14 protein-coding genes are annotated in these 14,989 nt (G+C 62.4%); 11 read left to right on the plus strand and 3 right to left on the minus strand.

The window, feature by feature from the left end; genetic code table 11:
- Window positions 1–2: 2 nt before the first annotated feature.
- From KUW18_RS08590 to edd, 3 genes are read right to left on the minus strand one after another with little or no spacing between them, the layout of a single operon-like run.
- Entirely contained in the window at window positions 3–1,013 is a 1,011-nt protein-coding gene (locus tag KUW18_RS08590; RefSeq protein ID WP_222561180.1) for a D-hexose-6-phosphate mutarotase, read from the minus strand.
- Entirely contained in the window at window positions 1,010–1,978 is a 969-nt protein-coding gene (gene glk / locus KUW18_RS08595; RefSeq protein ID WP_222561181.1) for a glucokinase, read from the minus strand. The genes KUW18_RS08590 and glk overlap by 4 nt, the downstream gene beginning before the upstream one ends.
- Before the next feature lie 7 nt (window positions 1,979–1,985).
- Window positions 1,986–3,875 carry a phosphogluconate dehydratase gene (gene edd, locus KUW18_RS08600; RefSeq protein WP_206941235.1) on the minus strand — a complete coding sequence of 630 codons (1,890 nt, stop codon included), beginning with the start codon at window positions 3,873–3,875 and terminating at the stop codon, window positions 1,986–1,988.
- 213 nt (window positions 3,876–4,088) lie between these two features.
- On the opposite strand from edd, the gene KUW18_RS08605 reads away from it, so the two are divergent.
- The 11 genes from KUW18_RS08605 to ispD all read left to right on the plus strand — a co-directional run bounded on the left by KUW18_RS08605 (window position 4,089) and on the right by ispD (window position 14,988).
- Window positions 4,089–5,267, plus strand: a complete 1,179-nt coding sequence (locus KUW18_RS08605; protein ID WP_206941233.1) for a GNAT family N-acetyltransferase — start codon at window positions 4,089–4,091, stop codon at window positions 5,265–5,267.
- 271 nt (window positions 5,268–5,538) lie between these two features.
- Entirely contained in the window at window positions 5,539–6,912 is a 1,374-nt protein-coding gene (locus KUW18_RS08610) for a sigma-54 interaction domain-containing protein (protein ID WP_224908422.1), read from the plus strand.
- Window positions 6,913–7,865: 953 nt separating this feature from the next.
- A complete protein-coding gene (locus KUW18_RS08615; RefSeq protein ID WP_206941231.1) occupies window positions 7,866–8,216 on the plus strand; it encodes a hypothetical protein in 351 nt (116 codons plus the stop codon).
- Window positions 8,217–8,221: 5 nt separating this feature from the next.
- Window positions 8,222–8,791, plus strand: coding sequence for a hypothetical protein (locus tag KUW18_RS08620; protein ID WP_222561182.1), 570 nt, complete (start codon window positions 8,222–8,224; stop codon window positions 8,789–8,791).
- A 2-nt stretch (window positions 8,792–8,793) separates the two neighbouring features.
- Complete coding sequence (locus tag KUW18_RS08625) at window positions 8,794–9,474, plus strand: hypothetical protein (protein WP_222561183.1); 681 nt, start codon at window positions 8,794–8,796, stop codon at window positions 9,472–9,474.
- A gap of 75 nt (window positions 9,475–9,549) precedes the next feature.
- Complete coding sequence (locus tag KUW18_RS08630) at window positions 9,550–10,710, plus strand: hypothetical protein (protein ID WP_222162774.1); 1,161 nt, start codon at window positions 9,550–9,552, stop codon at window positions 10,708–10,710.
- A gap of 84 nt (window positions 10,711–10,794) precedes the next feature.
- On the plus strand, window positions 10,795–11,499 hold the full coding sequence (locus KUW18_RS08635) for a C39 family peptidase (protein ID WP_206941223.1): 705 nt from the start codon (window positions 10,795–10,797) through the stop codon (window positions 11,497–11,499).
- A 67-nt stretch (window positions 11,500–11,566) separates the two neighbouring features.
- The gene (locus KUW18_RS08640; protein WP_222162775.1) at window positions 11,567–12,355 is read left to right on the plus strand and encodes a hypothetical protein; all 789 of its coding nucleotides are present in this window, start codon (window positions 11,567–11,569) and stop codon (window positions 12,353–12,355) included.
- A 234-nt stretch (window positions 12,356–12,589) separates the two neighbouring features.
- The gene (locus KUW18_RS08645; RefSeq protein WP_224851990.1) at window positions 12,590–13,666 is read left to right on the plus strand and encodes a transporter; all 1,077 of its coding nucleotides are present in this window, start codon (window positions 12,590–12,592) and stop codon (window positions 13,664–13,666) included.
- Window positions 13,667–13,924: 258 nt separating this feature from the next.
- The gene (gene ftsB / locus KUW18_RS08650; protein ID WP_206941219.1) at window positions 13,925–14,263 is read left to right on the plus strand and encodes a cell division protein FtsB; all 339 of its coding nucleotides are present in this window, start codon (window positions 13,925–13,927) and stop codon (window positions 14,261–14,263) included.
- The gene (gene ispD / locus KUW18_RS08655) at window positions 14,260–14,988 is read left to right on the plus strand and encodes a 2-C-methyl-D-erythritol 4-phosphate cytidylyltransferase (protein WP_222237573.1); all 729 of its coding nucleotides are present in this window, start codon (window positions 14,260–14,262) and stop codon (window positions 14,986–14,988) included. Before ftsB ends, ispD begins: the two co-directional genes overlap by 4 nt.
- The last annotated feature ends 1 nt before the right edge of the window (window position 14,989 follow it).

Consider the following 14,989-nt stretch of genomic DNA (forward strand, 5'->3'; position numbering starts at 1 on the left):
GATCAGTCGTTGGCCAATGATAGGGTGGTGCCGAGCATGTGCTGGGCTCCAGGTACCAGCCACACCGGGTCAAGGCGGGTGTTGGCGGATTCCACACACAGGAAGCGACGTGCGGCGTCGAGGGGAGTGTCCGGGTTGGGAGACTCGCCCGGGTTCCACACCACCACGGAGTCGCTGTTCTGACGAGCGATGCGCAGGCGCCGGTGGCCGTCATCCAGCACCACCTCGGCGTTGGAGTGGTAGATCCGGTCAATGCCCTCGCGCACGCCTAGCTCGCCGATCTGCTCGCTCTCGGCAAAGCCCTTGAGCTTGTCCAGGTAGCGGGCGCCAGCCAGTCCTTCGACGCGGCAGGCAAAGACCTGATCCACGGCCAGATAGCTATGCAGCGCGGCAGTCATCTTGACCGGGGTTTCCCCCAGGTGCTCGGTGATCAGCTCGACATGCAGGCGCTGGGCGTTGGCCTGGACCACGGCGCGGGGATGAAGCTGGCTGTGCAGTCGCTGAGGCAGCGACAGATGCACCTCGACGCCGTCCTCGTGCTCATCCACCGCATCCAGCTGCCAGTCAGCCTTGCGCGCCGGACCGTGCATCGGCCCAGAACGATCGGCAGACTCGTCCGCCGTGTTCTCGTCGGCAAACCATGGCCAGCACAGCGGAATCCCGCCGCGAATGGCACCCGGCACCTGCTGGGGCGTCGGCGTTACCCACAGCCAACCCCCGGGCACCAGCGCGTCATCCGCACCGCTATCGACTTCGCCGCCTGCGGCTGACGCGGGGTCGGACGCGGAAGAAGAAGCGCCTGCGGCTCGCGCGGGGTCGGGCGCGGAAGAAGAAGCGCCTGCGGCTCGCGTGGGGTCGGACGCGGGTAAAAAGTGCAGTACCTGGGCCCCCTGGAGCGAGATCGCCAGCTGCCCCCAGGACTCGTTGGCCACCCAGACCTCACGACCGGCCCAGTGGATACGGCCCTGGCCTTGCACGTCATTGATCAAACTCTGCAGCGTTGCCGGAATCATTCGACCTCCTCGTTGTGGAGCGCCTCGGCGGCGCCCAGCAAGCCCGTCCAGGGGGCCTTGACCACCTGTATGGAGATGGCTTCGTTGTAGGGGCGCATACGGCCTTTGCTGCTGAAAGCGCTGAGAAAACCACTGTGGGGTAGCCAGTCCACCAGTCTCGGCACGATGCCTCCGCACAGATAGACGCCCCCTCTGGCTCCCAGGGTCAGGGCGGCATCGCCTGACACATCACCGAGGATCTTGAGAAAGCGCAGGATGGTATCACGCCCCAGAGGGTCGCCGCTGTTGGCCGCGCTGGTCACCTCCGCCGGAGATGACGCCAGTGCCGGCTGGCCGTCCATGTCGGCCAGCACGCGGTACAGGTCCAGCAGACCCTGGCCGCACAGGATGCGCTCCACGCTGACCCGCCCGTAGCGGCGGTGAAAGTGGCGATAGATGTCCAGCTCCAGCTCATCCGTGGGGGCAAAGCTTGCGTGTCCGCCCTCATTGGGCAAGGGCACCCAGGCACGCCGCGCCGGGAACACGCCCGCCATGCCAAGGCCAGTGCCCGGGCCGATCACCAGGCGCGCGGCATGCTCGACCTCGTCACCCGTCTGAATGCTGACCAGCTCATGGGCAGCGACATGGGGGACGCCCAGGGCCTGTGCCATGAAGTCGTTGATGACCTTGAAGTTATCGAGCCCCAGCTCGCGTCGTACATCACTCTTGAGAAAATCCCAGTGATTGTTCGACATGCTGACCCGTTCGGCGTGTACCGGACAGGCGAAGGCCAGACAGGCTTCCTTCGGCGCATCCTGGCCGCTGGCACCTGCCTGGCCCAGGTAGTCCTGAACGGCCTCGACCACTCCCGGATAGTCGGCGCAGGGAAGCGTCATGATGTGGTGGGGGGCAGGGTGGTCCGGCGACACCAGCGCAAAGCGCGCGTTGGTGCCGCCGATATCTCCGATCAGCGCTTGACGTGTCATGGCGTGGTCAGGCGTCCTCGTCGTGAATCTGTTGCTGCTGGCGTACCAGGTCGTCGGCCTCGAAACCGCCAAATACGCCAGCACCTTCCTCTGCGCCCATGGCCAGATGACGGAAACCGCCGAACAGTTCACGTCCCAGGCCCACATGATAGTGGTCCAGTTCGGCCACGCGCTTCGGACGATCCTGCCACTCGGCATTATCGAGCTGCACGGACAGCTCGCCCTTGTCAGCGTCAAGGCGGACGATATCGCCATCACGCAGTTTCGCCAGGGGGCCACCGTCCAGTGCTTCCGGTGTCATGTGAATCGCTGCCGGCACTTTACCTGACGCACCCGACATACGGCCATCGGTGACCAGTGCCACTTTGTAGCCGCGGTCCTGGAGCACGCCGAGGTAGGGGGTCAGCTTGTGCAGCTCGGGCATGCCGTTGGCCTTTGGCCCCTGGAAGCGCACCACCACGATCACGTCCCGATCCAGCTCCCCCGCATCGAAGGCCGCCTTCAGGTCATTCTGCTCCTCGAAGACCTTGACCGGGGCTTCCACGATGCGGTGCTGGGGCTCCACTGCCGAGACCTTGATGACGCCGCGGCCCAGGTTGCCCTGCAGCACATTCAGGCCTCCGGTGGGGGCAAAGGCATTGGCCACCGGACGCAGCACATCCGTGTCGAGGCTTTCCAATGGGCCTTCACGCCACACCAGCTTGCCGTCTTCCAGGAAGGGTTCCTGGGTGTAGGCGGTGAGGTCGTCGCCGAACACGGTGGGAATGTCGCCGTGGATCAGGCCCGCGCCAAGCAGCTCGCGAATCAACAGACTCATGCCGCCTGCGGCCTGGAAGTGGTTGATGTCGGCCTGGCCGTTGGGGTAGACCCGCGTCAGGCTGGGTACCGCCGAGGACAGCTCCGAGAAGTCGTCCCAGGTGATCGTGATGCCAGCGGCAGCCGCCATGGCGACCAGGTGCATGGTGTGGTTGGTGGAGCCACCGGAAGCCAGTAGCCCGACCATCGCATTGACGATGGCGCGTTCATCGATCTGCCGATAGAAGGGGCGGTAGTTGCCGCCGGGCTCGGTGTTACGGATGGTCTGTTCGGTGGCAAACCGCGTCAGCGCCTCGCGCATCTGGGTGCCGGGGTTGACGAAGGAAGCCCCGGGCAGGTGCAGCCCCATGAATTCCATCATCAGCTGGTTGGAGTTGGCGGTGCCATAGAACGTGCAGGTGCCCGGACTGTGATAGCTCTCGGACTCGGCCTCCAGCAGTTCGTCGCGACCCACCTTGCCCTCGGCGTACAGCTGGCGGACCCGCGCCTTTTCCTTGTTGGGCAGGCCACTTGGCATGGGGCCGGCGGGAACGAAGGTGGTGGGCAGATGGCCGAAGCGCGCAGCGCCGATAAACAGGCCCGGCACGATCTTGTCACACACCCCGAGGTAGAGTGCGGCATCGAACATGTTGTGGGACAGGCCTACGGCGGCCGCCATGGCAATCACGTCACGGGAGAACAGTGATAGCTCCATGCCTGGCTGGCCTTGCGTGACCCCGTCGCACATGGCGGGCACGCCGCCGGCGAATTGTGCGGTGGACCCCATCTGGCGAGCGCTCTCCCGAATGGTCTCGGGAAAGGTTTCGAACGGCTGGTGGGCGGACAGCATGTCGTTGTAGGACGAAATGATTCCCAGGTTGGCGCTGTTCATCAGTTTCAGCTGATTCTTGTCCTCGCTACCGCAGGCCGCGAAGCCATGAGCAAGGTTGCCGCAGGACAGTTCCGCACGATGAACTCCGCGACGATGCTGGGCCTCCATGCGCTCCACGTAGAGCGCACGTCTCTCACGAGAGCGTTCGCGGATGCGTTCGGTAACGCGGGCAACAGTGGGATCGAGCGAAGAAGCTTGCTGGCTAGCCATGGTCAACCTCAAACGTGTTGATGCGGGTCAGGTATGTAACTTTACCAAACATTTGACCGCATTCCTCCCTTTTAACCGAATGCTTTGGTCGAATATGTAGTTATTTTACGGGAGTGAAGGGTGGGTTTCTCACCTTTACCGGTGAGCAGCGGCGTCCTGCCGTAAAGTCTGGCACTCTGTGGCGCAATCGCAAAGCGCTAGGAGGCAGTTGTGATGCCAATACCCCCTCTGGCCAACAGCAACGATCAGGAACCGGCGCTGGAGCTGCGCCGACTGACGGCCATGGCGGAGATACCGGCCCACCGCTGGAACGCCGTCGTCGGGCCGGACTATCCCTTTGCGCGCCATGAGTTTCTGCATGCGCTGGAGGCGACTGCGGCGGTGGGAGAGGGAACGGGGTGGCTGCCCGCGCACCTGACCCTGTGGCGAGGAGATCGTCTCGTCGGGGCGTTGCCCTGGTATTACAAGGAGCATTCCTGGGGCGAGTATGTGTTCGACTGGGCCTGGGCCGATGCCTGGGAGCGAGCAGGAGGTCGCTACTATCCGAAAGCGATCAGCGCCATACCTTTCACCCCAGCTCCTGGGCCGAGACTAGCCCTGGCCGAAGGCGAAGACCCTGGTGCCGCCATAAGGCTGTTGGCCAGCCAGTGGGAGGCCGACGATAGCCTATCAAGCTGGCATCTGCTGTTCGCCGAAGACGATGAAATCGCTCATTGGCAACAGGCCTGCCCTGAGCTCATCCCGAGGAAGGGACAGCAGTTTCAATGGCGCGACCGGGGATTTGGCGACTTCGATGGCTATCTTGCTGCCATGACCTCAAGGCGCCGCAAGGAAGTGCGGCGAGAACGGCGTCGGGTCGCCGATCAGGGCATACGCATGCGCCGGCTTCAGGGTCGCGACATCGATGAGACCGCGATGCACCATTTCTATCGCTGCTACCGCATCACCTATCTGGAGCGAGGCAGCGCCGGTTATCTCAGTGAACCCTTCTTCCAGCAGCTACGGCGCAATATGCCGGACAGCTTGGTGTTGATTCAGGCGCTGGTTGACGAACGCCCGGTCGCCGCAGCGCTGTGCCTGCAAGGTGGCAACACCTTGTATGGCCGCTACTGGGGCAGTGAGGTCATGGCAGACTGCCTGCACTTTGAGACCTGCTACTACCAGGGGATCGAACATTGCCTGGAGCAAGGTCTGACGTGTTTCGATCCCGGTACCCAGGGCGAGCACAAGGTGGCTCGCGGCTTCGCCCCCAGGCGTTTGACCTCCCTGCATCACATCGCCGACCCGCGCCTTGCTGACGCGGTGCAGCGCTTTTGTCGAGAAGAGGCCCTGCATGTGGACGGCTACGTCAAGGCTGCCGAGCGTGGATTACCGTTTCGAGGCAGCGAGTGATACGGTGCTATGATTCAACCGATAAGAATGTAAGACAACGACGACATACCGACGAAGCGTATCCAGGCAACCCAGTGGCCATCTTGGCCGTCACTTACCGGACGGCAGTACCGACCCGGCGTGATGTCGCAAGGTAACGAGCGTGATGTCCATGGGGCTGGTGCCGGCGCAGCGTGTCAAGGTTGTGCCGATTGGGCCATGGATCGCGCGATTGCCGTGATCATGGCCTGCTGGGCGAGGCGTCGGGTTCAGGGGACACACGATGGATGTGATGCCGCGGTGCAGTTGGTGGATCGGCAATCCAGAGGGGGACGCCGGTCATCTGCTGAAAGGCTTGCAGAGCAGTGGATGGCAGATGCATCCCCTGATCACCCCCTTGTCCGATTGCCGGTTACAGGTAGATGACCCTTGCCAGGTAGGGGTGATGGTGCTGGGGGATCTGTCCAGCCATGATCTCAGGCACCTGGAGCCGCTGATTCTCAAGAGCGAAAGGCCCTGGATTGCGGTGGGCTCGGAAGAACAGATAGGCGATGCCGACAAGCGCCGTATCATGGCCCATCTTAGCCATTCGCTGGTGTCACCCCAGGTCGATATCTTGCGTCTGTCGATTCTTCTGGAGCATGCGTCCGAGTTGGCGCGCCTGCAGCAGCGCGATCGAGAAGAGCAGAGCATGTCGACCAGCGCAGAAGATTCCGAATACGAGTTTGTCGGCACGACCCCGGTCATGTGGAATCTGTTCAAGACCATCCGCAAGGTCGCGGTGGTCGATGCGCCTGTCTTTATCAGCGGGGAATCCGGCACCGGCAAGGAGCTGACCGCCCAGGCCATCCACGAGCGCTCGGCCAGGTCACGAGAAGCGTTCCATGCGATCAATTGTGGAGCCCTGCCCGAGCATTTGATTCAGTCTGAGCTGTTCGGTCACGAAAAGGGCGCCTTCACGGGGGCCACCCAGCGCAAGATTGGACGCATCGAGGCCGCTGACGGGGGCACCCTGTTTCTCGATGAGATTGGCGACTTGCCCTTGGAGCTGCAGGTCAACTTGTTGAGATTTCTGGAGATGCGTTGCATCCAGCGTGTCGGGGGACTCGACGATATCCCCGTGGATGTGCGCATCGTAGCGGCGACCCATGTCAATCTGGACCTGGCGGTCAAGGAGGGGCGCTTTCGCGAGGATCTCTACCACCGTCTTAACGTGCTCCAGGTCAAGGTGCCTGCGCTGCGGGAGCACTCCGAAGATATCGAGATCCTGGCGCGGTTCTTCTTCGAACGCTTTTCCAGCGAAAAGGCCTCCTGTCTGAAAGGCTTTTCCCGCGAGGCGCTGTCGGTGATGCAGCGCTACCACTGGCCGGGCAATGTGCGTGAGCTGATCAACCGGGTGCGTCGGGCCATGGTGATGTGTGAAAACCGGCTGATTCAGCCAGAAGACCTCGGGATCGAGCGTCGCGGCCTGAACAGGCACCAGATGACCCTGGAAGAGGTGCGTGAAGAAGCCGAGCGGGATGCCCTGCTCTCGGCGCTGGGGCGCAACAAGTACCGGGTCAATGCCGCGGCCAAGGAGCTGGGAGTCTCCCGAGTGACGATCTATCGCCTGCTCGACAAGCACGGTATCTCCCGAACCCCGCCCCAGGAGGCCGCCTTCTCTTAGGGAGGCGGTGCCCCTTTTCTCGCCTGAAGCTGTCGATTCCTTGAGGCCTGCTCAACCCCATGTCGGTGGACAGTGAGGCCACACAGGCGCTGTCTAGCCGTTTTCCCATGCCCCGAGCCTATATGACTGTCTCGGCTTTCAAGGGTGGCACTGGCTCAGGGCCGATACCCTGCAAGGCCCCGCGATGGCGGGGCCTTTGCGTGTCTGGCAAGCCACTTTCTCCTGAGGTTGACCTGCTGATACTGACACCCCGGATGGAGGTCGCCGAGAGAAGGCCGTCCAATGGCGGCCATGTCGTGAAAGCCAGGTAGTGAAAACCAGGTAGTGAAAACCAAGTAGTGACAACCAGGCAGTGAAAGCCATGCAGTGAGCTGAAGTGAGCCTGAAGGGGCTCGAAACAGAAACTGTATCGTGAGTGAAACAGCATAATTGCATCCCGCCTCATGTCCTTCGATTCTTTTTTCATCCAATAAAAACAGTTGCTTGCCGATGGCTTTTGGTTCTCGGAAGGCATTGGTCAGCATATCGGCTGCCCATGGGTACGTCCTTGCTGACTCGGAGGCGACGTTGGCGTAACGCATGCCAACAGCCTGTTCACCGGTGTGTCGATTTTTTTTCCTGTGCGCTGAAACCTACGATTTGTGCGGGTTCGCGTGCACTCCCTTCCTTTTCAGCTCCTGGCGTTTGGCCTCGGCGAGCTCGGTCGCGCCCAAGGCTGTACCAGTCCTGTTACTTATCCTTTAAATCCATTTAAAAACAATGGATTAAATCTCATTTTGTGCAGGTCCTTCAGGTGGTGTCTCGGCTCGTTGTATCAGCCAGTTAACAGTTTCCGACAGCGTGGAAAATAAAATTTATTAAATATCAATGGTTTAAAAGTTGGCACGCCGTTTGCTCTGTACTTGGCGAGGAGCAAAGGGGCGCAGGGATCAACATCCGCAGGAGATGCCGACATGAACCAGATGATCGCGAAAGGCCGAATTCAGTTTCGCTGCGTAGCCAGCGCGATCATTGCGACCGCTGCGCTAGCCGCGGCAGGTCAGGCCCAGTCCGACAACTCGCTGACGGATGCGACCCAGGTATTCGCCACTCCGATAGAACAGCACATCGTCAATGACGGAGCGCTGGACCAGATTCGCGGACGCTTTGTTCCCGACACAGCAATAGACGCTGACGGCGTCATTCTTTGGGACGAGCGTCCAGGGCGCGGCGCAGGGGGCGGTGGCGGCGATAGCAGCCATCGTGTCGCCAACGGCCTGAACAACCGGCAGAGCGCCACCGTCACTACGCAACGGGACTGGTGATCACCATGGGACACCTGAAAGTCAACGAAGGGCAGGGGATGGAAGCAGGGCAAGGGGGCGGCGTGGCCGTGGCCTGCCAGTGGCGTCTGATGCTGGCTGCTGCAGCAGTGGCGGCTCTGACCGGTGTGGGGACCGGTCAGAGTCAGGCTGCCGAGCTACGCCCTGGGGTCCAGCCGGGTGAAATCATCGTGCTGCGAGAAGTCGAGACAGCACCCTTCGGATACGTCAATCGCGACAGCGGCCCTATCCGAGCGCGGGCTGACCTGATGCGCAGCAGCAATATGGCGCGCAGCGCGACCGGTAGCGTCCACAGCCGTATGGGAGGCGTCACCGCCATCGTTCTCGACGATACCCGGGCCGCGAGCATCAGTGCCGGCGTCGGGCAAGGCATGAACCAGATGCACCGCGCCCTCGGCACCGGCACCCATCTTGGCAGTGGCGGCGTCGGCTCGAGCAATCGAGTGGCGACATCCGTGGGCGGCGGATCCACCGGTGGCAGCGTGATCGGAGCCACCTCAGGTATCGCCAACACCGTGACCGGGGCGCTGGCGCCCCTGACCGGCGGGAGGCGCTGAGCATGCTGACTCAACAACTAAAGCCTGCGATGGACGCCTCAGCCGAGATGTCAGCGTTGTCCTCCATACCGCTGCGGCTGACACGGGTGGTGATGTTCGCCACGGCCCTGGGGCTGGTGATGGTCAGCCCGGATTCGGCCAGGGGACAAGACCTGGGGGTGCTGAGAAACAGCAGCGTCATCAGTGGACAGGCGCTCAGCGGTGTCAGCGGTGTGACGTCGGCCAATCTGGCCGCCGGTAGTCAGAATCTTCAATCCAGCAGCGGCTCACTGGCAACCGGTGACGCTGCCACGATCAACAATCGTCTGGTGCAGCAGGTGCGCATCGACGAGCGACTCGCCGACATGGAGGTAGGGACGGCCATCAGAGAAGGGGCCTTTGGGCAATCTTCCGGATGGATGTCCGTCAACCAGACGGCGGGAGTAGGCAACCTTCAGAGCAACAGCTTCGGCATGGCTCTGGGGAGCACGGTCAGCGGCCTGAGCGACGACAGTCTGCAACAGGTGCTGGCTCCAAGGCAGGGGCTGAACGGGGGGGACGGCAGTGACTCCAACGGCGTGACCCGCAATCTCGACATTGACGAGAGCAGTTTTGCGGGGGCCAGAGGAGTGATTCAAGTCAACCAGTCAGCCGGCACGGGGAACGCCACTCGCAATAGCTTCAGCTTTCGCTTCAACCAATAGCGTCAAGATACGAAGCAAAGGGTGACGTCAATAACAGCAGTGAATAGGCAGTACGGTTCATTCAGGAGAACGACCATGAAAACTTTCCAAAAAGCTCCGCTCGCTCTGGCCATCTCTGCACTTCTGGCCGCGCCCGCGGCAATGGCGGAAAACCGTTTCGACACCGATTCCTACATGGATTCCGACGTCAACAACCGCTACGACGTTCATATCAAGAACGACTCCCACACCTACAAGCGCCTGGGCGCCCTGGGCGGGTCGATCTTCTATGATCCCAACTACTCTGGCGCGACTGTGGATAGCAAGCAGTTCAGCGACGACAACGAAGCCTCTCAGAGCCTGACCAAGAACAATGCCACCCTGGGCAGCGGTGCCCTCCAGGGCGCCTCGGGTAACGTCGGCGTCAACGTGGCGGCCGGTGACAACAACCAGCAGGCCAACGATGCCGCGCTGTCATCTTCTGACGCCGCCACCGTGTTCGGCCAGTCTGCGTCGTTCTCCTTCCAGTCCGCCTCCAACAACACTACCGACATCAGCGCCAGCCCGAACAATGCACGCATGGGCACCAACGCGCTGCGTAATGCCAGCGGTAATGTGGGTGTCAACGTGGCCGCCGGTATCGGCAACGCCCAGCACAACAGTCTGGCCGCGTCGGTCAACACTGCCAGCGGCAGCGCCGATGCCACATCCGGCGGCGTCCAGGCCAGCTTTGGCAACACCTCTATGACAGGCGGCGAAGTCGTGACTCTGACCAACACCTCTGCCTATCTCGAGAAGACCGCACTGCGCGGTGGCTATGTGGGTGGCGGTCGCGGCTCCTACGAAGGTGACTGGGCACAGACCAACGACGTCTATCCGGAAATCTGGCAGGGCGGCGCTGGACACTCTGGTGGCGAGGTGCTGTGGGGCCACATCGACTTCGACGACAATGGTCCGACCATTGGCGGCCTGAAGAACGAAGGCAAGTTCGAGGGTGAGGAAAGCGGCACTCTGAGCTTCCGCGAGCGCGGCCGGATCAGCCTGGGTGGCGTCTCCGCTGGCTTCAGCATCGATACACGCCAGCGCCTGGTCTACCAGGAAAACAACGCCTCTCTCGGCACCAACGCCCTGGCCGGGGCCACCGGCAACATCGGCGTCAACATCGCCGCTGGCGGCGGCAACATGCAGCGCAACTCGCTGTCCATTGCCTCCAGCATGGGTGGCACCTCCATGGGTGGTGGCGGTGGCGAGAACTAAGCCAACATCACTCTCGTGATACTCCCCGGCCCTTGCGGGCCGGGGTTCTTTCACCACGACGTTCAGCACGAAGGGAGACCGACCATGACGCTGCCACGCTGGTCGCTGGCCACGGCAATCGCCCTTGGCCTGGCACTGCCCGCCCTCGACGGGCACGCCGCCACCATCCGCCTGGGCGGCATTGTGCCGGGGACGGTGATCAACAAGGACGTCCAGTCCATCCGTGAACGTCGCTACGAGAACCTGGTGGAGCAGCGCACCGACTTTTCCTGTGGTGCCGCGTCACTAGCCACGCTTCTCAAGTACGCCTACCAGATGTCCGATACCACCGAGCACGATGTCCTGGCGGGCATGCTCGAGGTGGCCGATCTGGAGCTGGTGCAGCAGCAGGGCTTCTCCCTGCTGGATCTCAAGAACTATGTCGAGACGCTGGGTCTCAGGGGCCGCGGCTATGAAGTCGATGGCGACACCCTGGACCAGGTATCGATACCGGTGATCGTCCTTTTGGACCTCAACGGATACAGACACTTCGTGGTCATGAAGAAGGCCAGCGGGGATCGCGTCTACATCGGCGATCCGGCGTTGGGCAATCGGGTAATGACCCGTGACGACTTCCTGGCCGCCTGGAACAACATCATTTTCGCGGTGGTGGGAGACGGTTTCGACCGCTATACCGCCTTGCTGGATCCGCGCCAGCCGTTGACGGCGCATCGTATGAAGGACGTGTTTTCTCCCGTATCACGCGAACAGATGATCGACTTCGGTTTCCGTCACGCCGAGCTGTTCTGACAACAACGATCACAAAGCGGCAAGGCTCTGCGGCGTGGTGAGGCGCCGTCGATCAGGGGGCACGAACATGATGGGACAGGACAAGGGAACAGGGGCAGGCAGGGGCGCCATGCTGTTGGCGCTGGCGTTGTCCCTGTCGATACCGGCGGCACAGGCCGCCACCACCGATTTTACCACCTTTGAAGGCTTCGCCAGTGCACGCCAGCTTTCGGATAACGAGCTTGGCGTGCAGCGAGGCCGTTTTGCCGACAAGGGGCGGCTGATGTTCTTTGGCGTGCAGATGGTCAGTGAGTGGCGCACCGCCGCCGGTGACCAGCTGGCCGCGGGCGCTCGCATGTTGGGGGATCTCAGCCGGCAGCAGCCCAGTGTCAGCTTTGAACCCACGATCACCGTCGTGGAAAGCCGAGCGGGTCTGGCGCGACTTGGCAATGGCGCCCGGGTGGTCGACCAGGGGACCGCCAATGCCTCCGGGGTCGTGCAGTCGATCCAGGCCGGCGGTGACTTCAACGTGGCCGCCAATGACCTGGTGATCGATGTGCTGGATGCCTCCAGCTTCAGCACCAGCAGCGCGAGTGGGGGAGGTACCCGAACCCGCCAGGTCGCTGGCAGCACCATCGCGGTGTCCGCGGTGGGCAACGACATGAGCGTGTCCATCGACATGCCGGGCATGGGCAACATTCGTCAGGCCATCGTGCCAGGCAGTGGGCTTAGTCAGGCGATTCAGCTGTCCAGCAGCCTGCAGCAGGTGCGAAACCTCACCCGGCTGCAGCTGTATATGGGCAATCAGTCCGGCGTGGGGGATCGTGCGACGCCCGGCATGCTGAGTGGAATCAAGGCGGCAGCCGCCTTGCGTTGACAATAAATGCCCGAATCGCGGTATTTAAGACTCTTTTAACGTACACATTAACTACGCTTGAGCAGGGGTGACAGGGAACTCCTGCCGGGAGAGGAGCACGGGAGGCACGCTGGTACTGGCATGCAGGTGGGCCAGGCCTCCCCCTGACGGGCGCGCCAGACGACCGGTTGCAGGTAGCCCCTCGAGAAAGAGTGAAGAACGACAAGCGACCATTTCGGGGACAAGGAGAACGACGTGAATATCGTCATCAACAGGACGCTCTGCCCGCCCCTGGCGGGCCTTTTGCTTGCCGGTGCCGCGACACCGGTTTTCGCCCAGCAGACCGTGGGTGCCGAGCAGCAGCAGGCGCTGGAGTCTCAGGAAGCCTCGCGCAGCGTGCAGGATATCTTCCGTGAGGAACACGCGCTGTTCTCGGACCGACTGACCATCGAGCCGGGCATCACCTATACCTACTCTGATCGCGACAGCCTGGCCCTACGCGGCTTTCTGGCCCTCGATGCGATCTTCCTCGGCGAGCTCAATCTGGATAATGTCGAGACCCATATCACCACGCTGGATATCAACACCCGCTATGGTTTGACCGACAGGCTGGAGGCCAGCATCAACGTGCCCTTCGTCTATCGGACGACCACCATCCAGTCCATCGGTGGCGAGTTTTCCACCGAACAGAATGTCGAGGAGGATGTCGACGAGGCCGGATTGGGTGACATCTCGGCGAGTCTGTCCTATCGCCTGCTGCCCGAGACCACGGAGCGGCCCGACGTGGTGGTGAGTCTCGGAGTGCGCGCACCGACCGGCAAGGACCCCTACGGGATCGAGATCGAGCAGGTCGACTCGGCGGGTAACCTCTCGGTGCCCAAGGAGTTGCCTACCGGTAACGGGGTCTGGGGCGTGACGGCTGGGGTCTCGGTGTTGAAGACCCTGGATCCCGCCATCGTCTTTGCCAACCTGGGGTACACCTACAATATCGAGGAAGAGTTCGACGACATTTCGGCAGGCGAGGGAGACCAGAAGGCCGAAGTGGACCTGGGGGACAGCATCAGCGCGGGCTTTGGTACGGCGTTTGCCTTGAACGAGCGCTTGAGCCTTGCGCTGTCGTATTCACATGAGTACATCCGCAAGACCGAGATCACCCCGGATGGCGGTCGCAAGACCGACGTCATCGGCAGTGATGCCAACATCGGTGTGTTCAATATTGGTGGTACCTACGCCATGTCCGACTCCACCTCGGTGGTCACCAACCTGGGCATCGGCATGACCGATGACGCCTCGGACATCAGCTTGACCTTCCGCATGCCGTTCCAGCTGTAACGGTAGTCGGATGCAACAGTAGTCGGACCCGTGACCCAGCGGCCGCCATGATATGGCGGCCGCTGTCGTATCGGCACCCTGGCATATCGACTCCCTGTCATATCCGTCTGCTGCGGTAGCGAGCGGTTGTGGCCGCGGTGTGTTGTGGCGACATCGAGCCGGGGATAGCCGCCGCACGCTCCGGATGGCCCTGCGGCTCGCCCCGGATGGGCGGGCGATGGCATACTAGGCGCCGAATCGAATGTCGACGGTACCCTCATGCTCAAGACCTTGGCGATAGTGCTGCTGGCACTGCTCGCCCTGCTTCAGTATCGACTGTGGCTGGGCCAGGGTGGTGTCATGGAAATGAATGAAGTCAGCGGGCGTGTGGAAGCACTGGAAGCCCAGAATCAGCCGCTGCGTGACCGTAACTCGCGGCTGAGCGCCGAGGTGGTGGACCTCAAGACCGGTCTGGATGCCATTGAAGAGCGTGCGCGCAGCGATGTCGGGATGGTGCGCACCGACGAGCAGTTCTTCTGGGTGCCCGGGGTCGAGACGGACGTCGCGCCGTCTCCCCAGCCTGAGCCAGGCAGCGGGCAGGGAGCGAGTAGCCAATGAGTGCTGCCGCTCCACGACTGTGGTTGATCGTGCCAGCCGCCGGCGTCGGGCGCCGAGTCGGGGGCGATATGCCCAAGCAATACCGGGAGGTGGCCGGGCGTCCGGTCATGGCGCATACCCTTGAACGCCTGTATCAGGCCTTTCCCGATGCCCACCTGTGTCTTTGCCTGTCGCCGGAGGATGTCTGGTTCGACCCAGCGCTGGTGCCGTTTCCACACTGGCAGCGTGTTCCTGGCGGTGCCGAACGGGTGCACAGCGTGGTCAATGCGCTGGCAGCGATCCAGACCCAGTGCCAGCCGGATGACCTGGTGATGGTGCATGACGTGGCTCGTCCCTGTGTCAGCAGCGAGGACCTGAAGCATCTGTATCAGGCGGCACTGGAGGCTACGGAGGGTGCCCTGCTGGCCTCGCCGGTGGCGGATACTATCAAGCGTGACAACGGTCAGGGGCACATCGCCGGCACCGAAGATCGTCGCGGCCTGTGGCAGGCCCAGACCCCGCAGGCCTTTCGTTTTGCGCTGTTGCAGCGCGCGCTGGGGCAGGCGCTGTCCGCCGATGGCATCGGCGTTGCGCGCATCACTGATGAGGCCTCGGCGGTGGAAGCGCTGGGCCTCTCGCCCCGGCTGGTGTCAGGACGCCGCGACAACATCAAGATCACCCATCCCGAGGACCTGCGTCTGGCAGAGCTGTTGCTCTCCAGCGCGGGCGCGCCGCGGGAAACGTAAG

Origin of the sequence: Halomonas sp. DP5Y7-2 (assembly GCF_019802025.1) — a bacterium.
GTDB classification, from domain to species: Bacteria; Pseudomonadota; Gammaproteobacteria; order Pseudomonadales; family Halomonadaceae; genus Halomonas; species Halomonas litopenaei_A.